The 19,116-nt window shown below is 44.8% G+C and carries 21 protein-coding genes and 1 riboswitch; of the genes, 14 read left to right on the forward strand and 7 right to left on the reverse strand.

Annotated elements, in window-relative coordinates:
• Window positions 1-220 precede the first annotated feature (220 nt).
• The 12 genes from ACMAZD_RS15520 (at window position 221) to mgtE (ending at window position 9,489) form a co-directional block, all read left to right on the forward strand.
• Complete coding sequence (locus ACMAZD_RS15520) at window positions 221-1,186, forward strand: calcium/sodium antiporter (protein WP_435247861.1); 966 nt, start codon at window positions 221-223, stop codon at window positions 1,184-1,186.
• A gap of 34 nt (window positions 1,187-1,220) precedes the next feature.
• Entirely contained in the window at window positions 1,221-2,192 is a 972-nt protein-coding gene (locus ACMAZD_RS15525) for a KpsF/GutQ family sugar-phosphate isomerase (protein WP_435247862.1), read from the forward strand.
• Window positions 2,192-2,749, forward strand: a complete 558-nt coding sequence (gene kdsC / locus ACMAZD_RS15530; protein ID WP_435247863.1) for a 3-deoxy-manno-octulosonate-8-phosphatase KdsC — start codon at window positions 2,192-2,194, stop codon at window positions 2,747-2,749. Before ACMAZD_RS15525 ends, kdsC begins: the two co-directional genes overlap by 1 nt.
• Window positions 2,746-3,309 (forward strand): LPS export ABC transporter periplasmic protein LptC, encoded by a 564-nt coding sequence (gene lptC, locus ACMAZD_RS15535; RefSeq protein ID WP_435247864.1) that lies wholly within the window; start codon window positions 2,746-2,748, stop codon window positions 3,307-3,309. The genes kdsC and lptC overlap by 4 nt, the downstream gene beginning before the upstream one ends.
• Complete coding sequence (gene lptA, locus ACMAZD_RS15540) at window positions 3,290-3,784, forward strand: lipopolysaccharide transport periplasmic protein LptA (protein ID WP_435247865.1); 495 nt, start codon at window positions 3,290-3,292, stop codon at window positions 3,782-3,784. Before lptC ends, lptA begins: the two co-directional genes overlap by 20 nt.
• 2 nt (window positions 3,785-3,786) lie before the next feature.
• Window positions 3,787-4,512 (forward strand): LPS export ABC transporter ATP-binding protein, encoded by a 726-nt coding sequence (gene lptB, locus ACMAZD_RS15545; protein WP_017107768.1) that lies wholly within the window; start codon window positions 3,787-3,789, stop codon window positions 4,510-4,512.
• 54 nt (window positions 4,513-4,566) lie between these two features.
• The gene (locus tag ACMAZD_RS15550) at window positions 4,567-6,027 is read left to right on the forward strand and encodes an RNA polymerase factor sigma-54 (protein ID WP_435247866.1); all 1,461 of its coding nucleotides are present in this window, start codon (window positions 4,567-4,569) and stop codon (window positions 6,025-6,027) included.
• Window positions 6,028-6,084: 57 nt separating this feature from the next.
• Window positions 6,085-6,372, forward strand: coding sequence for a ribosome hibernation promoting factor (gene hpf / locus ACMAZD_RS15555; protein ID WP_017110569.1), 288 nt, complete (start codon window positions 6,085-6,087; stop codon window positions 6,370-6,372).
• Window position 6,373: 1 nt separating this feature from the next.
• A complete protein-coding gene (gene ptsN / locus ACMAZD_RS15560; RefSeq protein ID WP_017107765.1) occupies window positions 6,374-6,835 on the forward strand; it encodes a PTS IIA-like nitrogen regulatory protein PtsN in 462 nt (153 codons plus the stop codon).
• Between the two features lies 1 nt (window position 6,836).
• The gene (gene rapZ, locus ACMAZD_RS15565) at window positions 6,837-7,706 is read left to right on the forward strand and encodes an RNase adapter RapZ (protein WP_435247867.1); all 870 of its coding nucleotides are present in this window, start codon (window positions 6,837-6,839) and stop codon (window positions 7,704-7,706) included.
• Window positions 7,707-7,708: 2 nt separating this feature from the next.
• The gene (locus tag ACMAZD_RS15570) at window positions 7,709-7,984 is read left to right on the forward strand and encodes an HPr family phosphocarrier protein (RefSeq protein WP_017110571.1); all 276 of its coding nucleotides are present in this window, start codon (window positions 7,709-7,711) and stop codon (window positions 7,982-7,984) included.
• A 149-nt stretch (window positions 7,985-8,133) separates the two neighbouring features.
• Entirely contained in the window at window positions 8,134-9,489 is a 1,356-nt protein-coding gene (gene mgtE / locus ACMAZD_RS15575; protein ID WP_435247868.1) for a magnesium transporter, read from the forward strand.
• Window positions 9,490-9,638: 149 nt separating this feature from the next.
• Here mgtE and pmbA read toward each other — a convergent pair whose 3' ends face one another.
• Window positions 9,639-10,982, reverse strand: a complete 1,344-nt coding sequence (gene pmbA / locus ACMAZD_RS15580) for a metalloprotease PmbA (RefSeq protein WP_435247869.1) — start codon at window positions 10,980-10,982, stop codon at window positions 9,639-9,641.
• A 118-nt stretch (window positions 10,983-11,100) separates the two neighbouring features.
• Here pmbA and yjgA point away from each other — a divergent pair, with 118 nt between their 5' ends.
• On the forward strand, window positions 11,101-11,625 hold the full coding sequence (yjgA, locus tag ACMAZD_RS15585; RefSeq protein WP_017107760.1) for a ribosome biogenesis factor YjgA: 525 nt from the start codon (window positions 11,101-11,103) through the stop codon (window positions 11,623-11,625).
• A 108-nt stretch (window positions 11,626-11,733) separates the two neighbouring features.
• On the opposite strand, the gene thiQ is transcribed toward yjgA, so the two are convergent.
• The 5 genes from thiQ to mpl all read right to left on the reverse strand — a co-directional run bounded on the left by thiQ (window position 11,734) and on the right by mpl (window position 17,364).
• Window positions 11,734-12,438: a thiamine ABC transporter ATP-binding protein gene (gene thiQ, locus ACMAZD_RS15590; protein ID WP_435247870.1), complete on the reverse strand. Its 705-nt coding sequence runs from the start codon at window positions 12,436-12,438 to the stop codon at window positions 11,734-11,736.
• Window positions 12,438-14,051 carry a thiamine/thiamine pyrophosphate ABC transporter permease ThiP gene (gene thiP / locus ACMAZD_RS15595; RefSeq protein WP_435247871.1) on the reverse strand — a complete coding sequence of 538 codons (1,614 nt, stop codon included), beginning with the start codon at window positions 14,049-14,051 and terminating at the stop codon, window positions 12,438-12,440. The genes thiQ and thiP overlap by 1 nt, the downstream gene beginning before the upstream one ends.
• Window positions 14,052-14,135: 84 nt before the next feature.
• Complete coding sequence (gene thiB / locus ACMAZD_RS15600) at window positions 14,136-15,128, reverse strand: thiamine ABC transporter substrate binding subunit (protein ID WP_435247872.1); 993 nt, start codon at window positions 15,126-15,128, stop codon at window positions 14,136-14,138.
• A gap of 53 nt (window positions 15,129-15,181) precedes the next feature.
• Window positions 15,182-15,301: riboswitch (TPP riboswitch) on the reverse strand.
• Between the two features lie 43 nt (window positions 15,302-15,344).
• Window positions 15,345-15,968 carry a flavin prenyltransferase UbiX gene (locus ACMAZD_RS15605; RefSeq protein WP_435247873.1) on the reverse strand — a complete coding sequence of 208 codons (624 nt, stop codon included), beginning with the start codon at window positions 15,966-15,968 and terminating at the stop codon, window positions 15,345-15,347.
• Window positions 15,969-16,005: 37 nt separating this feature from the next.
• The gene (gene mpl / locus ACMAZD_RS15610) at window positions 16,006-17,364 is read right to left on the reverse strand and encodes a UDP-N-acetylmuramate:L-alanyl-gamma-D-glutamyl-meso-diaminopimelate ligase (protein WP_435247874.1); all 1,359 of its coding nucleotides are present in this window, start codon (window positions 17,362-17,364) and stop codon (window positions 16,006-16,008) included.
• A gap of 270 nt (window positions 17,365-17,634) precedes the next feature.
• Here mpl and fbp point away from each other — a divergent pair, with 270 nt between their 5' ends.
• Window positions 17,635-18,645, forward strand: a complete 1,011-nt coding sequence (gene fbp / locus ACMAZD_RS15615) for a class 1 fructose-bisphosphatase (protein WP_435247875.1) — start codon at window positions 17,635-17,637, stop codon at window positions 18,643-18,645.
• An 86-nt stretch (window positions 18,646-18,731) separates the two neighbouring features.
• Here fbp and ACMAZD_RS15620 read toward each other — a convergent pair whose 3' ends face one another.
• On the reverse strand, window positions 18,732-19,088 hold the full coding sequence (locus ACMAZD_RS15620) for a gamma-glutamylcyclotransferase family protein (protein ID WP_435247876.1): 357 nt from the start codon (window positions 19,086-19,088) through the stop codon (window positions 18,732-18,734).
• Window positions 19,089-19,116: the final 28 nt, after the last annotated feature.

Raw genomic sequence — 19,116 nt, forward strand, 5'->3', positions numbered from 1 at the left:
CCAAAGGCATTCATCCACGGGTAAACCCGTGGTTTTCTGTATCCACAGAATAAAACAAAAAAAACAGGCAGGGATTTGAAAGCATTGAAAAATTCACCTTTCGAGTGCATTTCTTTATCACTAACCCTGAATTAATTTGTAGAGTGACTTCCCTTTTATCTATCAACAAGTCAAAATTAGCGGTTAATTCTCCGTTTTTTATTAATTTTTAGGAATCATCATGCTTGAAGCGATTGCGTTTCTCATTATCGGTCTAGGTCTTTTGGTGTGGAGTGCAGATAAACTGGTTTATGGAGCCGCTGCTCTTGCCCGCAACTTCGGTATTTCACCTTTAGTTATCGGTATGACGATTCTTGCAATGGGATCTTCTGCGCCAGAAATGATGGTTTCAGCAACAGCGGCTCTCGACGGAAAAACAGATACTGCAGTGGGTAACGTTTTAGGTTCCAACATCGCTAACATCGCTCTGATTTTAGGTATTACAGCGCTCATCAAGCCACTATCTATTAGCTCTGGTGTGATTCGCCGTGAACTACCATTGATGATTGGTGTCACTCTACTTGCAGGCGCTTTGCTGTGGGACAACCATTTAGGGTTCTACGAAGGCGTGTTGTTGTTTGTTCTTTTTGCCGCATTCTTATTCGCAATGCTACAGATCAGCCGCAGTGAGAAAAAGAATGGTGATGCCTTTCTTGAAGAGCAAGAATCAGAAGTTCCTGAAGGCGTAAGCAACCCCAAAGCCGCAATGTGGGTTGTGGTTGGTCTAATTATTTTGCCTCTATCTGCCAATATGTTGGTTGATAACGCGGTTGTTATCGCAAAGTTCTTTGGCATGAGCGACCTTGTGATTGGTTTAACCATTATTGCCGTTGGTACAAGTCTGCCAGAGCTAGCAGCATCACTAGCCGGCGTTATGAAGGGTGAAGATGACATGGCCGTGGGTAATATCATCGGTTCAAACGTATTCAACATTCTTGCGGTTATGGGTATTCCAGGCATCTTAAATCCATCAATACTGAGTGAATTTGCGATAGGTCGTGATTTTTGGGTAATGCTAGGCGTCTCCCTACTGCTTGTTGTAATGGCACTCGGTAAATCTCGTAGTGTGAATCGTATTGAAGGTGGCGTATTGATTGTGACGTTTGTGGCGTATCAAAGTTACCTACTAATGAACATGTCAGCTTAATTATTGATTTAACTTCCCGTATTTGGAGTATTTGATGTCTCAGTCATTCGATTATCGCAGTGTTGCCAAACAAGTTTTGGAAACCGAAGTTGCAGGTCTCACTCAATTAGACCAATATTTTAATGATGACTTTTGCAAAGCTTGCGACCTTATCCTGAACAACAACGGAAAAGTGGTTGTGATGGGCATGGGGAAATCTGGCCACATCGGCAACAAAATAGCAGCAACCTTGGCAAGTACAGGTACATCGGCTTTCTTCGTACACCCAGGGGAAGCCGCGCACGGTGATTTAGGTATGATCGGGGTTGGCGATGTTGTAATTGCGATATCCAACTCGGGTGAATCAGGGGAAATCCTGAGCCTATTTCCAGTCTTGAAGCGTTTGAACATCAAGATCATCAGCATGACAGGTAAGCCAGCTTCAAACATGGCGACGTTATCTGATATTCATTTACAAATATCCGTGCCAGAAGAAGCGTGTCCACTAGGACTTGCGCCCACAACCAGCACCACGGCAACCTTAGTGATGGGTGATGCATTAGCCGTTGCACTTTTACAAGCCAGAGGCTTTACTGCGCAAGATTTTGCTTTGTCTCACCCTGGCGGCGCTTTGGGTCGACAACTATTATTGAAGCTTGAAGATATCATGCACACTGGTGATGCACTTCCTGTCGTTGCACCTAACGCCCTAGTCAGAGATGCTCTACTAGAGATATCGCAGAAAGGTCTCGGTATGACCGCGGTTGTTGGCGATGACGGTCACATGGCGGGTATTTTTACCGACGGTGATTTACGTCGTATTCTAGATAAGCGCGTGGATATTCATAGCACGCAGATCGGTGATGTAATGACACAAAACCCAACTGTTGCCGAACCAAACATGCTTGCGGTTGAAGGCTTAAATCTAATGCAAGCAAAAAGCATTAATGGTTTGATGTTATGCCATGAAGGCAAACTCGTCGGTGCCTTAAATATGCATGACTTACTCAAAGCAGGAGTAATGTAATGACAAACACAGTAGAAACCTTATACGGCACAGCAGACGCAGCCGTATTCGAATTAGCAAAAGATATCAAGCTGCTGATTTGCGATGTCGATGGTGTGTTCTCAGATGGTCGCATCTACATGGGTAACAACGGCGAAGAACTGAAAACCTTCCACACTCGTGATGGTTACGGCATTAAATCACTGATGAACGCAGGCATTGAAATCGCGATCATCACTGGTCGTAAATCTCAAATTGTTGAGAACCGTATGACGGCTCTTGGTATTAAACTTATCTACCAAGGTCAAGATGATAAAGTTAAAGCCTACCAAGATATTTGCGATAAGCTTTCTGTAGACCCAATCAATACGGGTTACATCGGTGACGATCTGATCGATTGGCCAGTGATGGAAGAAGTTGGCTTGAAGGTATGTGTGGCAGATGGTCATCCACTGCTTGCTAGACGAGCGAATTACGTGACAACCATTAAAGGTGGTCATGGTGCGGTGCGCGAAGTGTGCGATCTTATCTTACAAGCAAGAAATGAACTCGACATGCATAAAGGTTTAAGCATATGAGTTTTACTCGTATTATCTATTTAATACTCATATTTATTGCTTCTTGGTCAACCTATTACTTGTTCGACAAAGAGCAACAATCAACGATACAAGTGGCTCCAAACTTAGAGCTGCCGGCTTTTAGTGGCAAAAGTTTAGATAACATCAGTTATGACGAAAGCGGTATTCGTAGCTATCAGGTTGAATCAACCTACTTGGATCACTATTCCGTTGTTGGCGATACACATTTTCAAAACCCCGTTCTCTCTGTTTTCCGCGAAGGACATACGATTGAATGGCAGGTGACCGCAGATCGCGCGATCATGGATAAAAATCAAGTCGTTACTTTTTATGATAACGTGGTAGCCAAGAACCTATTGCCAGAGGCGAGCTTCGATACCATGACAACCGATAAAATGGTTGTTGAGCTCACTAGCCGAGATTTTTATTCAGAGACTCCGGTCCACATGATCGGTACATTTTTTGAAACTGAGGGACAAGCAATGAAGGGTAACTTCGGTACCAACAATGCAACCCTCTTTAATTCTGTTCAAGGTAGATATGAAACTCTTACCCCTTAGTTTACTTGCTTTTGCCTTTGCTGCGCCAAGCATATACGCCCTATCTTCGGATAGCGAGCAGCCTGTCTACATTGATTCAGACAGTCAGCAATTGGATATGAAAAGCAACAAAGTCACATTCATAGGCGATGTTGTTCTTAAGCAGGGCAGCATAAATATCAATGCTGATAAAGTGATTGTTACTCGAAACGCGATCAACGGTGAAATTGAAGAAATTCAAGGCTTCGGCAAACCTGCAACCTTTTCTCAGCTTACTGACGACGGGAAGACACTCTACGGTGAAGCTGACGACTTACATTACCAGCTTGTTGCTGACAGATTGATCATGACTAAGAATGCAATGCTATCTCAAGATGGTAGTATCATTCGTGGTTCTAAGATCACTTACCAGATCGGCTCTCAAAAATTAGTCGCTGACAGTGGTGAGAACAAACGTGTATCAACGGTTTTACAACCTAATGAAGTGAACAAGTAATCATGGCAGTCCTTACAGCAAAGAACCTAGCGAAAACATACAGCAAGCGTAAAGTCGTTACCGACGTAAGCTTACAGGTAGAGTCAGGCCAGATCGTAGGATTACTTGGGCCCAACGGTGCAGGTAAAACCACGTCTTTCTATATGATTGTTGGCTTAGTCGCGCGTGATGAAGGCACTATCAGCATTGATGACCTCGATATCAGTATCTTGCCAATGCACAGTCGTTCACGCCTTGGTATTGGTTACCTGCCTCAAGAAGCGTCGATTTTCCGTAAGCTCTCGGTAGAGAACAACATCATGGCCGTTTTACAAACGCGTGATGAGCTGACTCACGAACAGCGCCAGGATAAGCTAGAAGACCTGCTTGAAGAGTTCCATATCCAACATATCCGAACCAGTAATGGTATGGCTCTGTCAGGTGGTGAGCGCCGTCGTGTTGAGATTGCCCGCGCACTTGCAGCCAACCCTCAGTTTATTCTATTGGATGAACCGTTTGCTGGTGTTGACCCAATCTCGGTTATTGATATCAAAAAAATCATTGTTCACCTGCGCGATCGCGGCTTAGGCGTTTTGATTACCGACCACAACGTTCGCGAAACATTGGACGTGTGTGAAAAAGCTTACATTGTGAGCCAAGGACACCTGATTGCAGAGGGCACTCCTGAAGATGTTCTCAATAACGAACAAGTTAAACAAGTTTATCTAGGCGAACAATTCCGTCTATGATTATATAGAGAGTATCGAGAGTTCTTAGAATAATAACTAGGTAAGTACCACTGAATGAAACCCTCATTACAACTTAAGCTAGGCCAACAGTTAGCAATGACTCCTCAATTGCAGCAAGCGATCCGTTTGTTGCAATTGTCTACATTAGATTTGCAGCAAGAGATTCAAGAAGCACTAGAATCCAACCCACTACTCGATGTCGAAGAAGGCAATGAAGAAGCGCCTACATCAGAAGAAAAACCTAGCAGTGACGAGAAAGAAACAGTTGAAACCGCAGAACCGGACTTACCTGATAGCTCCGAATTAATCGAAAAATCAGAGATTGGCAACGAACTAGAAATCGATACCACTTGGGAAGACGTTTATAGTGCGAATACCGGAAACACGGGGATTGCGATTGACGACGATATGCCCGTCTACCAAGGTGAAACAACTCAAAGCCTGCACGACTACCTACTTTGGCAACTCGACCTCACACCGTTCTCTGAAACAGACAGAACCATAGCCTTTGCACTGATTGATGCCATTGATGACTATGGGTACCTCACCGTAACGTGCGAAGACATCCTTGAAAACTTCGACAACGAAGAGATCGAGCTTGATGAAGTAGAAGCCGTACGCAAAAGAATCCAACAGTTTGATCCGCTTGGTGTGGGTTCTGTGAACCTTCAAGATTGCTTGCTACTGCAACTGGCAACTTTCCCTCAAGACACGCCTTGGCTCCACGAAGCTAAGTTAGTGCTTACTAGCCATATCGATCAACTCGGTAATCGTGATTACAAACTGGTCATAAAAGAGACCAAGTTGAAAGAAGCAGAACTACGTGAAGTTTTGCAGCTCATTCAACAACTGGACCCTCGTCCTGGCACTAAGATAACCCCAGACGAAACTGAGTATGTCGTTCCCGATGTATCGGTATTCAAAGACCTGGGCAAATGGTTAGTGACCATTAACCCCGACAGCGTACCTAAACTAAAAGTAAATCAGCAATACGCTGACTTAGGTAGCAAAGGTAATAGTGCCGACAACCAATACATCCGCTCAAATTTGCAAGAAGCGAAATGGTTAATTAAAAGCCTAGAAAGCCGAAATGAGACGCTACTCAAAGTTGCACGATGTATTGTTGAACATCAACGCGGTTTCTTCGAACATGGCGCAGAAGCCATGAAGCCGATGGTACTGAATGATGTGGCTTTAGCTGTCGACATGCACGAATCGACTATTTCTCGTGTAACGACTCAGAAATTCATGCACACCCCTCGTGGCATATTTGAACTCAAATACTTTTTCTCTAGCCATGTCAGTACTGACAATGGCGGTGAATGTTCATCGACAGCAATTCGCGCGCTCATTAAGAAGCTTGTCGCGGCTGAAAATACCGCAAAACCTCTCAGTGATAGTAAGATTGCTGCGTTACTGGCTGACCAAGGAATTCAGGTAGCTAGACGTACGATAGCGAAATACCGAGAGTCTCTGGGCATTGCCCCATCGAGTCAGCGTAAACGTCTGCTGTAGCTTATTTAGTTAGCTATTTAAGTGATATATCAGGCAACAAACTGAAAAGGAAAGTCTATGCAAATCAATATTCAAGGCCATCACGTTGATCTTACCGATTCAATGCAAGACTATGTTCACACCAAATTCGACAAACTTGAACGCTTTTTTGACCATATCAATAGTATTCAAGTTGTTTTAAAAGTTGAGAAAATCAATCAAATTGCAGAAGCGACCCTTCATATAAATCAAGGTGAAATTCATGCAGCAGCAACAGATGAAAATATGTATGCTGCGATTGATTCATTGGTTGATAAACTCGTCCGCCAACTCAACAAACACAAAGAAAAGCTAAGTAGTCACTAACATGCAATTAAGCGAAGTACTTTCATTGGACTGCACCAAAAGTGCAGTCCAATGCACAAGCAAAAAAAGAGCCCTTGAGCTCATCAGTCAAATCGCCGCTGAAAGCTGCGGTCAAGATTCAACAGAACTGTTTGAGTGTATGTTGAGTCGTGAAAAGATGGGCAGTACCGGTATAGGTAATGGCATCGCTATTCCGCATGCTCGTATGAATGTCAGTGATAAAGCGATTGCTGTATTACTGCAATGCCAAGAACCCATCGAATTTGATGCGATTGATAACCGTCCTGTCGACCTATTATTTGCTCTGCTTGTTCCTAGTGAACAATGTAAAGAACATCTAAAAACCCTTTCTTGTATGGCAGAACGACTTAACGATAAGCAGACCCTTAAACAGTTGCGTAATGCTCAGAGTGATCAAGAGCTTTACGACATCATGATTCAAGTGCCAACTTGCGAGCAATAGCATGCGATTAATCGTTGTTAGTGGCCAATCTGGGGCCGGTAAAAGTGTTGCGCTACGAGTCCTTGAAGACTTGGGGTATTACTGTGTTGATAACCTACCAGTAAATCTACTCAGCGACTTTGTCGAATCAGTACGTGAAATCAATCAGAACGTTGCCGTCAGCATTGATATCCGTAACCTGCCGAAAGAGCCAAAATTGGTCACAGATACGCTAGAGCAGCTAGAATCTGCAACCGACATCGACGTCAATGTGTTATTCCTAGATGCAAGTAAACAGACGCTACTGAAACGCTACAGCGAAACGCGCCGAATCCACCCTCTTTCGATTGGCCAAGACAAGTTATCACTTAAACAAGCTATCGACTTAGAGAAAAACCTGCTGACACCTCTCGCAGAGCAAGCTTGCATCGTCATTGATAGCAGTGACTGCAACCTTTACGAGTTGAGTGAAAAGGTTCGATTTAAAGTTGAAGGAAAAGAGAAGCAAGAGTTACTCATTGTCTTTCAATCTTTCGGTTTTAAATATGGTCTACCCAGTGATGCTGACTATGTGTTTGATGTTCGTTTCTTGCCAAACCCTCACTGGGAACCGGCTCTTCGACCATTGACTGGACTTGATGCGCCTATCCATTCTTTTCTAGAAAAACACTCTGAAGTGCTTGAACTCAAACAGCAGATCCAAGGCTTTGTTGAGCAGTGGTTGCCGATGTTAGAGAAGAACCATCGCAGTTACCTAACGGTCGCGATTGGTTGTACCGGTGGCAAACATCGCTCAGTGTATTTAACTCAGAAAATTGGTGAGTACTTCGACCAACTTGGACACCAAGTTCAAATTAGACACGCCTCCCTAGAGAAACAACAGCAGGTTTAACCATGGAATTAACTCGAACTGTACTGATCCAAAACCGTTTGGGTCTTCATGCTAGAGCGGCGGTAAAGTTAGTTGAACTCGCACAAAGCTTTGATGCCACTATCACTATCCATAGTGAAGAAGACAAAGTCGCGACAGCCGATAGTGTTATGGGGCTGCTCATGCTGGAATCAGCACAAGGGCAACATATCACCATTCAAGCCGCGGGGACTGATTCGCAGCAAGCCTTGGATGCTGTCTGCCATTTAATTGAGGACAAGTTTGATGAGGGCGAATAGCTCGAAATCACGACGCCAAATACCCAATTGTCTAGAGCAACTACCGGACATGATTAAATCTTAGTTCTACCTAAGTTAATGATTTAAATAAGCCCCAGAATTAAGTTACTATTCCAGGTATTGTTAGAATAATGAGATAGGAGGAAAATATGGCAGAGCAATTAGAATTCGACCAAGCTCACCAAACCCTCCAAGAAGTCAGTGAAGCCCTAGAAAACGGCCGATTTGTTCACGTACGCCGACTACTTCAGGACATGGAACCTGAAGATATTGCACACCTTTTAGAAGCCTCCCCTCGCAAAAGTCGTGATGTACTCTGGCAACTCACCGATCCTGAAGACTACGGTGAAATTCTTGATGAGCTAAACGAAGACGTCAAAGATGCTCTTGTGTCAAAAATGGCACCTGAAACCTTGGCAGAAGCAACCGAAGGTATGGAAACCGATGACGTCGCGTACGTACTTCGAAGCCTACCCGACGATGTTTCCCGCGAAGTCCTTTCTCAAATGGACTCCGTTGATCGTGCGTTAGTTGAAACGGCACTATCGTACCCAGAAGATTCAGCGGGTGCGTTAATGAACACCGACGTAATCACGATCCGTGGTGATGTCGATGTTGAGGTCGTCCTGCGTTATTTGCGTATGCGTGGTGAATTACCTGACGCTACCGATGCATTGTATGTTATCGACGATGATGAACGCCTCATTGGTAACCTATCGCTCAGCACGCTGATTACGACGCAACCTGATGTTGCGATTTCCGAAGTGATGGAAGATGCCGACGAAGCTATCGCGGTTGAAACCAGTGCCTCTGATATCGCCAGCCTCTTCGAACGTCGTAATTGGGTTTCTGCACCAGTGGTCGATAGTAATCAACACCTTGTCGGTCGTATCACGATCGATGACGTGGTTGATGTCATTCGTGAAGATGCTGAACACTCGATGATGAGTATGGCGGGTATGGACGATGACGAAGATACCTTCGCTCCGGTCGTCAAATCCGCTCGTCGCCGTAGTGTGTGGTTAGGTGCAAATGTTTTAGCAGCACTCGCCGCAGCGTCTGTGTCTAACATGTTTGAAGCGACACTGAATGAGATGGCAGCCATCGCTGTTTTGATGACCATCGTACCGTCCATGGGCGGTGTTGCTGGTAACCAAACCGTCGCTCTGGTCATTCGTGGTTTAGCACTTGGTCACATCGGTGACAGTAACAAACGCGAACTTCTGCTCAAAGAAGCCTCTATTGGCTTCCTTAACGGCATTCTATGGGCCCTTATCATTGGCGGTATAGTCGTAGCTTGGAAAGGCAATTGGATCTTGGGAGGCATTATCTCAGCAGCGATGATGACTAATTTAATTGTCGCGGGTATTGCAGGTGTAACCATCCCTGTGATGCTAAAGAAGATGAATATCGACCCCGCGCTTGCTGGCGGTATGGCTCTCACCACGGTAACCGATGTGATTGGCCTATCGGTGTTCTTAGGCTTAGCGACCATACTCATCTAAACTATGCTTATCTAGTGTGAATACACAGATAGCCTATTTTAAGTTAATACGCTGAATACAAAAAGGGAGCTCAAGGCTCCCTTTTTTAATGCGTCAAATTTAAGCTTCAGGCTTGAGCTTCAGATTAAAACTAAAGCAAATTAAACAAATCACTCACCCGCGACTTTCATCGACTCAAGCAAGATAGAACCGGTTTGAATTTGCGAACGTGTTTCAACGTCGTTACCTACCGCTACAACCTGAGTGAACATGTCTTTTAGATTGCCAGCGATCGTCACTTCCGATACTGGGTATTGGATCTCTCCATTCTCAACCCAGAAACCTGCTGCGCCACGAGAGTAATCACCGGTGACGGTGTTCACACCTTGACCCATCACTTCAGTTACAAGGAAACCTGTGCCTAGTTCTTTTAGCATTTGCTCAAAGTTTTGACCGGTAGATTTAACGAACCAGTTATGGATACCACCAGCATGGCCTGTCGGTGTCATTTCCATCTTACGTGCTGCATAGCTAGTAAGAAGGTAAGTTGCTAACACACCATCAGTGATAATTTCACGATCTTGAGTGTAAACACCTTCGCTGTCGAACGGGCTTGAAGCCAAACCACGCAGGATATGTGGACGCTCAGAGATATTGAACCAATCTGGTAGGATTTTCTGACCTAGGTGATCCAGTAAGAACGAAGACTTACGGTAGAGGTTACCACCGCTAATTGCCATCACAAGGTGGCCAATTAGGCCTGTAGCGACGTCGTTAGCGAACATTATTGGGTATTGACCTGTTGGAAGCTTCTTCGCATCCAAACGGCTAATGGTCTTTTCTGCGGCTTCTTGACCTACTCGCTCAGGTGTCCATAGCTCATCACGGTGGCGTGCAACGGTGTAGCTGTAGTCACGCTCCATTTCGCCGTTAGCACCTTCACCAATCACACAACAGCTTGTACTATGACGGCTTGATGCGAAGCTGGCCAATAGACCGTGGCTATTACCATAAACCTTAACGCCATAATGGCTGTCGTAGCTTGCACCATCACTTTGTTTGATCTTGTCGCTGTAAGCGAGTGCTTGTCTTTCAGCAGCAATCGCAATCTCAGCGGCATAGTCTGGATTCGGCTCATCAGGGTGAAAAAGATCCAAATCAGGAATTTCTTTCACCATATATTCTTTAGGTGCTGGACCTGCAAATGGGTCTTCAGAAGTGTATTGAGCAATATCGAGCGCGGCTGCGACGGTTTGAGCAATCGCCTTCTCACTCAGATCAGATGTAGATGCGCTGCCTTTCTTTTGGCCGCGGTAAACAGTAATGCCTAGAGCACCATCACTATTAAATTCAACGTTTTCCACTTCACACATACGTGTTGAAACACTTAAACCCGTTGACTTAGTAATAGCGACCTCAGCTGCGTCTGCACTCACTGATGCCATATCCAACGCTTTAGCTACTGCGGCTTCTAGCTCAACTCTTTGCTGGGCGACTTGCTGTTTTACATCCATATCTATTCTAATTTTTGAGGTCAATATTACGTAGGATAACAAGAATTTCGCTTTCTCCCCAAGATTCTTGCTAAAATAGGCAATATATTCGTTTGAGATAGTGACATAGGCAGAAAAGATGGCTCGCAAAAACCAAAAAGCCCCATGGGAACCCGAAGAAGAAATCATCTGGGTAAGTAAGACTGAAATGAAAACGGACATGGACGCCCTGCAAAAGCTGGGAGAAGAGCTTGTTGAACTAAAGCCTTCTATTCTTGATAAGTTTCCTTTGTCTGAAGATCTGGCTTTAGCGATTAAAGATGCGCAGCGCTTTAAAAATGAAGCAAAGCGCCGTCAGCTTCAATACATTGGTAAAGTAATGCGCAATGTAGATCCAGAGCCGATTCAAGCGGCTTTAGATAAGATTCGCAACAAACACTCTCAAGCAACAGTTGAACTGCACAAACTAGAGCAACTGCGTGACCGCGTTGTTGCTGAAGGCGATGCTGCCATTTCAGACGTTATGGATATGTACCCTGAAGCAGACCGTCAACGTCTTCGTCAGCTAGCTCGTCAAGCTAACAAAGAGAAAGCGGCAAATAAACCGGCTAAGTCTTCTCGTGAAATCTTCCAAATCTTAAAAGAGCTAAAGCTAGGCGACTAATTTTTGCTTCCCTTACTCAGAAAGATAATAAAAGACCTAGCACATGCTAGGTCTTTTTGTATTCGACGCTCTCAATATCAAAAAATGCTCAATATCGAGACTCGCTCGTTATTCTCCTGCTCGAACAAAGGAACTCAATTCGCCTTGTGGATGATCGACAGTTAGCGCATCTATCGAGTCTTCGACTAAAACCTTACCCAGTGCCACAAACACAAACTTGTTCGCGATACTGCGTGCATCACCTAAGTGGTGTGTCACCATCAAAACAGTAATGTTTCGCTCTGCTGCTAATCGCTTCACTAAGCTCAGCATCTCTTCACGAAGCAAAGGGTCAAGCGCTGAAAAGGGCTCATCAAGCAGCCAAATAGCATGCGGCTGTACAAAACATCGAGCTAGCGCAACACGCTGACGTTGCCCCCCCGATAAATGCTCAGGCAATCTATCCAAATACTCCGCGACCCCAACTTGTGCGGCAGCTTGCTCAACTTCAAGCTTTTGGGTTGCAGTAAGCTTTAACCCTGGATGCAGCCCTAAACCAATATTTTCACGCACGGTAAGATGGGCAAACAGATTATGTTCTTGGAACAACATAGCCAATGGGCGTTGATGCGCCTCTTTACCTATCAAGGATTGCCCTGCTACAGAGATCTCACCCGAGGTAGGCTCAATAAAACCAGCAACCAGCGCCAGCAGTGTTGATTTACCCGCACCACTTGGCCCCATCAATGCAATAATGTCGCCCTGCTCTGCTTGAAAATCAAAACGAAACAACTCTTGGTGATAGTGGTAGTCCACATCTTTCATCACTAACATCATCGGTTCCTTAACTTTTTAGCATTGAGATTTGAGGTTCGAGTAAATAAAAATTCAATCAGACTAAAACTGCCCACACTCAACAACAGTAGACTGACCGAAACAACGGCGGCGGCTTCCATCTGATAGCTGCCTAACAATTGGAATAGATACAAAGGCAGCGTTCTAAAGTCTTGGCTACCAAATAAAGCAATCGCACTTAAGTCGCCCATCGCTAACATGAAGCTAATCGAGAATGCGTGCGCCATAGGTTTGCGTAATGCTCGCCACTCCACGAGCCTGAATCGGGTGAAGCCAGTTACCCCTAAACTCGCACACACATACTGATACTGCTGAGAAAGGTGCAGCATAGGTTGAGCTAAGGTTTTAATCACATAAGGTAGTGCCATCAAGCTGTTCACGGCGATCACAATAAAGAAAGCTAAGCTGAACACATCGGTAAATGAACGCAGCAATAAGAAAAGACCAGTACTGATCACTAGCCCCGGCGTCACTAAAATAATAGTGCCTATCAACTCGATTTTATCGGCTCTAAAATTCTTGTTCTGCAAGCGCCACGCACGACTGGTCAGCAGTATCGCAATACCAATAAAAACGGCGATAACGCTGGCCAAAGAAGCGACACGAACCGAGGTCATTAACGCAGCCCAAAAAGGGTCACTGCTAAGCACAGTTAAAGCTTGTGAGTTAATGCCACTAAAGATAACCATAGTTAAAGGCGGTAATACCAGCATTGAGACAACGATGATCCAAAAGCTATCCCAAGCTTTTGACCACCAGCTGTCCTTAACCAAATATTTCTCTTCCGACAGCTGACTGGCTGTCACGGAGATAGGCTTAGACAAGCGCTGAATACTCACCGCTAACACACCACACAGCAGCATTTGCCATATTGCAAGTAACGCACCCGCCTGCAGGTCAAAATCAAACTTAATCGCTTGATAGATGGCTAGCTCGATAGTGGTCGATTTCGGGCCGCCACCAAGAGCCATTACAGTAGCAAAGCTAGTGAAGCACAGCATGAAGACCAAACCACAAACATGTGGTAGTTGTTGCCTTAAACGAGGCCATTCGACCGATTTAAATTTATTCCAATGACTCATACCCAAATGAGCACACAGTTTATGTTGCTCGGCAGGCACGGTATCCAAAGCTTGTAAAAGTAAACGGCTAGCATAAGGCAGATTAAAGAAGACATGCGCGAGCAAAATGCCATTCAAACCATAAATCGAGAATGGCAATTCAATGTCGAAGTTAGCCAAAAATTTAGCTAACCAGCCACTGTTGCCATAAATCGCCAGCAAACCAAATACACCGACCAACACCGGCAGAACCAAAGTCGACGCGAACAGTCTTAACAACAAAGCTCGCCCAAAAAATTGTCTACGGCACAGAGCGTGTGCAATAGGTATAGCAAAGCCAACACTAAGCACCGTTGAGAGTGTTGCTTGATAAAAACTAAATTTCGTTACATGCCAATAGTAAGGATCGGACCACACTTGGCTGATATCAAGAGAAGGGGCATTGCTAAGCAATGCCCCAACTGCTGAAACCACGAAGGCGGTAATGAGTATCGCAACCCAGATCCCGACCTTAGGTGTTTTCTTTATCATAAATTGATTTTTTACCGTAAATAATTCGCTCAAAGTATATCGAACGAACCTTTAAATACAGAAAGCTAGTTTTTAAATACTACGTTAAAAAGTAAGCGCACTCTGCCATTCGCGGATCCAAGGCTTGCGCTTAGCGGCGATTTCTTCAGGCGTAAAGCTCAGAGCTTTCTGCGGTACTGTTAACTGCTCGAACCCTTTTGGTAGTTCGATGTCAGTCACTGGGTACATCCAGTTACCCGTTGGCATCGCTGATTGGAACTCGTCACTTAAGATAAATGCCATAAACTCATCAGCCAGCTTTTCGTTCTTGTTGCCTTTTACCTTAGCTGCCACTTCGACTTGAGTGTAATGACCTTCTTCAAAGCTTGCTGCTGCATACTTAGAATCACTTTCTGCAATGATGTGGTAAGCCGGAGAAGTCGTATAAGACAGGACTAAGTCCGACTCGCCTTCTAGGAACATAGAGTAAGCCTCAGACCAACCTTTAGTCACAGTAACCGTTTTCTGAGCGAGCTTCTTCCACGCGTCTGTCGCTTCATCACCATAAACAGACTTCATCCATAGCATCATGCCTTGACCTGGCGTTGAAGTACGTGGGTCTTGGTAGATAACCTTGAGGTCGTCACGCTGCTCAACCAATTCTTTCAAACTCTTAGGCGGATTTGCTAATTTTTCTTTGTTATAGATAAACGCAAAGTAACCAAAATCATAAGGTACAAAAGTACTGTCGTTCCAGTCGTTAGGAAGTGTCACTGATGACGTATCAACATTGTGCTCAGCTAATAAGCCCGTCGCTTTCGCTTCAGCCATTAGATTGTTATCTAGGCCTAATACGATATCAGCTTTGCTGTTACCACCTTCAAGACGTAAGCGATTTAAAATAGACACGCCATCCTCTAGCGCGACAAAATTCACATCACAGCCACACTTTTCTTCAAATGCTTTTTCGACGGCAGGACGAGGGCCCCAATCCGCAGCAAAAGAGTCATAGGTATATACAGTTAGAGTATTGTCTGCAGCAACGGCAGAAAAAGAGATGGCTGTAGTAACAGCAAGGGTTGTTAATGTGAATTTCACTGGACGCTCTCCATGGTCTGAGCGGCACAGGTTTGAGGGAGGAGAACGGTAGAGGTTGTTCCTAACTCAATTCCTACGCCAGCATTATCTGGTTCAGGTTTACGGGTCCCAAGCACTTGCTTGATCTCAGCTCGCATTCGTTATTTGAATGGTTCGCTCCCCGATGAGTGTCCGGAATTGTAATTCGATTTTTAACAATAAGCTATCAAGTTTGGATCAATTACGTTGATCGTAACCCCAACGAGGCACTAAACCTTGCTCGATACTGAGATGATCCAGAATGCGCGCCACCATAAAATCGACCAGATCTTCGATCGACTTAGGTTGGTGATAGAAACCCGGAGCAGCAGGCATTATCGTCACGCCCATGGTCGAGAGTTTGTGCATATTCTCTAGATGCAGCGTAGAAAATGGCGTCTCCCGAACCACCAACAACAGCTGACCTCGCTCTTTCATCACTACGTCTGCAGCTCGCTCGATCAGGTTATCTGATAGGCCATGAGCAATTGAAGCCAAGCTTCCCGCAGAACATGGACACACCACCATCTGCTTCGGCGCTGCTGAACCAGAGGCAACCGGAGAAAACCAATCATCTTTACCACACACCACCAACTTTTCTGGGTCGCAACCTAAATGCTTCACCAAAACTTGTTTCGCTGCGTCAGGCCCAGCAGGTAACTTAAGTGCATGCTCTGTCGCCAACACCACTCGCGCTGCCGACGATATCAGTAAATAGACCTGATAATCTGCCGCCAATAAGCATTCAAGTAAACGCAGTCCGTAAGGCGCACCAGATGCGCCAGTGAAAGCGAGGGTTATAGCTTTATCGTGTTTTGTCATGTTCTCAATTACTTCAAATTGTAAGGTCTTGGATCGGTTAAGCTTTTAGTGCTAACCCATCCAACAGTTTCTGGTGAATACCACCAAAGCCACCATTACTCATTACCAAGATTTGGTCTCCCGCATGTGCCTCTGAGACAATTTTAGCAACGAATGCGTCCATGTCATCACTCACGTGTGCGGGTTGATGGCACGCATTGGCAACGTCTTGTACAAACCAATCAATGTTATCCGGTTGGAATAAGTAGGTAGAATCCGCCTGCTTGAGCGAATCAGCCAAAGTTTCTTTGTGCACACCACGCTTCATGGTGGCGGAACGAGGCTCTAAAACGGCAATGATTTTTTTCGAGTCGACCTTATTACGTAAACCACCGAGCGTAAGTTCAATCGCAGTTGGGTGATGTGCAAAATCGTCATAGACAGAAACACCAGCTACTTCGCCTTTAAACTCTAAGCGACGCTTGGTATTAATGAACGTCGCCAGTGATTCGCACCCTAAATCAGGCGTAACACCAACATGTCTTGCCGCCGCAATCGCCATCAAAGCATTGCTTACGTTATGATCGCCAACCAAACCCCAGCACACGGTTCCAACACATTCGCCTTGGAAATACACCTCAAATTTAGAGCCGTCTTTAACTAATTTATTGGCATCCCAATCACCGAGTTCACCACTCAACTCAGTTTCACTCCAGCAGCCACGAGATAACACATCTTGGATCGCGGTATCTTGCTTTGGTGAGAAAATACGGCCATTACTTGGCACTGTGCGAACCAAATGATGGAACTGTCGCTTGATCGCTTCAAGATCATCAAAAATATCTGCATGATCAAATTCGAGATTATTCATCACTAACGTTCTTGGGTGGTAATGAACAAACTTAGATCGCTTATCAAAGAAAGCACTGTCGTATTCGTCGGCTTCAACCACAAAGAACATGCTTTCACCAAGGCGAGCAGAGACACCAAAATTACCAAGCACACCTCCGACAAGAAAGCCCGGTGCATAACCGCAGTCTTCAAGGATCCAAGCCAGCATGCTCGATGTTGTTGTCTTGCCATGCGTTCCGGATACCGCCAAAACCCAACGGTCATGCAGTAAAAACTCTTGCAACCACTGAGGGCCTGATGTGTATCTAAGGTTGTTATCTAAGACATACTCAACACACGGGTTACCACGGCTCATCGCATTGCCAATGACCACTAAGTCAGGTCTTGGTTCTAATTGGCTCGGTTCGAATCCTTCAATAATCTCAATCCCCTGAGACTCCAACAAGGTGCTCATTGGAGGATAAACATTCGCGTCACTACCCGTAACCTTGTGACCTAATTGACGAGCCAATACCGCAGCACCACCCATGAAGGTGCCACAAATTCCTAAGATATGAATATGCATATATTGCTTCCAAACGCTTGGCTAAATGAGCCGTGTCTAAATCAAACTACTTGCACTCATTATCATTAAATGGCGATTAAAAGCGAGCCACAATGCAAAACAAATTTAGTCGACATAGTAAGTGAGATCTGTGTCGCTTAGTTCATTACCATTAAAAAGATCTAACCTTTAGAATTTAGGTAAGCGTCTAGATGAATAAAGTCCATATAAGAGGCTAATTCTACAGTGCTCAAATCCCCCCTAATATTCAGAGAAGTTTAAGGAAATAACATGTCTGAGATGCGCACCCTTGGTGAATTCATTGTTGCAAAACAAAATGACTTCCCCCATGCAAGCGGTGATCTATCATCCCTTTTGTCATCAATTCGTCTTGCTGCGAAAATTGTTAACCGCGAAATTAACAAAGCAGGTCTTGTCGACATTACTGGCGCCGTTGGTACAGACAACGTTCAAGGTGAAGAGCAACAAAAGCTAGACCTATACGCGAACGACAAGTTTAAAGCTGCACTTGAAGCCCGAGACCAAGTTTGTGGTGTTGCGAGTGAAGAAGAAGACGAAGCCGTTGCCTTCAATAAAGAGCTCAACAAAAACGCAAAATACGTCGTATTGATGGATCCACTTGATGGTTCTTCAAACATCGATGTGAATGTATCGGTTGGTACAATCTTCTCTATCTACCGTCGAGTATCACCGATTGGTACTCCGCCAACACAAGAAGATTTCCTACAACCTGGGCACAAGCAAGTTGCTGCGGGTTATGTAATTTACGGTTCTTCAACCATGCTTGTTTACACAACAGGCGCTGGCGTAAATGGTTTCACCTACGACCCATCACTAGGTACCTTCTGTCTATCTCATGAAAACATGATCATCCCTGATGAAGGCAAGATCTACTCGATCAATGAAGGTAACTACTTCCGCTTCCCAACGGGTGTTAAAAAGTACATCAAGTACTGCCAAGAAGATGAGCCGAGTGACAACCGCCCTTACACCTCTCGTTACATCGGCTCTCTAGTATCAGATTTCCACCGTAACCTGCTGAAAGGCGGCATCTATTTATACCCAAGCACACAAAGCCACCCTCAAGGTAAGCTGCGTTTGCTTTACGAGTGCAACCCAATTGCTTTCCTTATGGAACAAGCGGGCGGCATCGCTTCAGACGGTGCTCAACGTATCATGGATATCAAACCGACTGAGCTACACCAACGTGTACCTTTCTTTGTTGGCTCAACAGACATGGTTCGCAAAGTAGAAGAGTTTCTTGAACTTAACCAAGACTAATCCTCTCGTTTATTTCTCAAAATAACGCCATTAAAAAAGCCAGCATTCACATGCTGGCTTTTTGTTTGATCACTCAAAACACATAGCTACTGAGGGTTGTCCCGTTTACACCAGTCACCCGAAAGTATTTCTTTATTAGCTGTTAGATCAAGCTGATACAAATATACCCATGCTAATCCAAATATAGTCTCTATTTGCTCGCGACGATACTCAACAGGAACATCTTCTAGCCGATCAAGCGACTCCAAAATTTCGTCGTTAATGATATAGACCTCGCCAGCGACACTTTTCTTTCCAAAAATCATCGCCGGATAGGCACCTAAATCAAAAAGGGCAAATGCCTCTGGTGTATCAAAGCATCCCAACAACTCACAATACTGCAAATAGTGGTGATTAGACTGGTCTTGTCTCAATGTGCCATAGACGAATACAAGATGCTGCATAAACCCTCCACAAGCCATTCATACTTGT

This window comes from Vibrio sp. nBUS_14, from assembly GCF_051201655.1.
Taxonomy (GTDB): domain Bacteria; phylum Pseudomonadota; class Gammaproteobacteria; order Enterobacterales; family Vibrionaceae; genus Vibrio.

What these genes read in the sequence shown, in the direction of transcription:
- lptA (WP_435247865.1), top strand. Translation starts at nt 3,290, where the DNA reads ATGAAACTCTTACCCCTTAGTTTACTTGCTTTTGCCTTTGCTGCGCCA.
- rapZ (WP_435247867.1), top strand. Translation starts at nt 6,837, where the DNA reads ATGCGATTAATCGTTGTTAGTGGCCAATCTGGGGCCGGTAAAAGTGTT.
- ACMAZD_RS15605 (WP_435247873.1), bottom strand. Translation starts at nt 15,968, where the DNA reads ATGACAAAACACGATAAAGCTATAACCCTCGCTTTCACTGGCGCATCT.
- fbp (WP_435247875.1), top strand. Translation starts at nt 17,635, where the DNA reads ATGTCTGAGATGCGCACCCTTGGTGAATTCATTGTTGCAAAACAAAAT.
- ACMAZD_RS15550 (WP_435247866.1), top strand. Translation starts at nt 4,567, where the DNA reads ATGAAACCCTCATTACAACTTAAGCTAGGCCAACAGTTAGCAATGACT.
- pmbA (WP_435247869.1), bottom strand. Translation starts at nt 10,982, where the DNA reads ATGGATGTAAAACAGCAAGTCGCCCAGCAAAGAGTTGAGCTAGAAGCC.
- ptsN (WP_017107765.1), top strand. Translation starts at nt 6,374, where the DNA reads ATGCAATTAAGCGAAGTACTTTCATTGGACTGCACCAAAAGTGCAGTC.
- thiP (WP_435247871.1), bottom strand. Translation starts at nt 14,051, where the DNA reads ATGATAAAGAAAACACCTAAGGTCGGGATCTGGGTTGCGATACTCATT.
- kdsC (WP_435247863.1), top strand. Translation starts at nt 2,192, where the DNA reads ATGACAAACACAGTAGAAACCTTATACGGCACAGCAGACGCAGCCGTA.
- ACMAZD_RS15520 (WP_435247861.1), top strand. Translation starts at nt 221, where the DNA reads ATGCTTGAAGCGATTGCGTTTCTCATTATCGGTCTAGGTCTTTTGGTG.
- ACMAZD_RS15570 (WP_017110571.1), top strand. Translation starts at nt 7,709, where the DNA reads ATGGAATTAACTCGAACTGTACTGATCCAAAACCGTTTGGGTCTTCAT.
- ACMAZD_RS15620 (WP_435247876.1), bottom strand. Translation starts at nt 19,088, where the DNA reads ATGCAGCATCTTGTATTCGTCTATGGCACATTGAGACAAGACCAGTCT.
- mpl (WP_435247874.1), bottom strand. Translation starts at nt 17,364, where the DNA reads ATGCATATTCATATCTTAGGAATTTGTGGCACCTTCATGGGTGGTGCT.
- thiQ (WP_435247870.1), bottom strand. Translation starts at nt 12,438, where the DNA reads ATGTTAGTGATGAAAGATGTGGACTACCACTATCACCAAGAGTTGTTT.
- mgtE (WP_435247868.1), top strand. Translation starts at nt 8,134, where the DNA reads ATGGCAGAGCAATTAGAATTCGACCAAGCTCACCAAACCCTCCAAGAA.
- lptB (WP_017107768.1), top strand. Translation starts at nt 3,787, where the DNA reads ATGGCAGTCCTTACAGCAAAGAACCTAGCGAAAACATACAGCAAGCGT.
- yjgA (WP_017107760.1), top strand. Translation starts at nt 11,101, where the DNA reads ATGGCTCGCAAAAACCAAAAAGCCCCATGGGAACCCGAAGAAGAAATC.
- hpf (WP_017110569.1), top strand. Translation starts at nt 6,085, where the DNA reads ATGCAAATCAATATTCAAGGCCATCACGTTGATCTTACCGATTCAATG.
- ACMAZD_RS15525 (WP_435247862.1), top strand. Translation starts at nt 1,221, where the DNA reads ATGTCTCAGTCATTCGATTATCGCAGTGTTGCCAAACAAGTTTTGGAA.
- lptC (WP_435247864.1), top strand. Translation starts at nt 2,746, where the DNA reads ATGAGTTTTACTCGTATTATCTATTTAATACTCATATTTATTGCTTCT.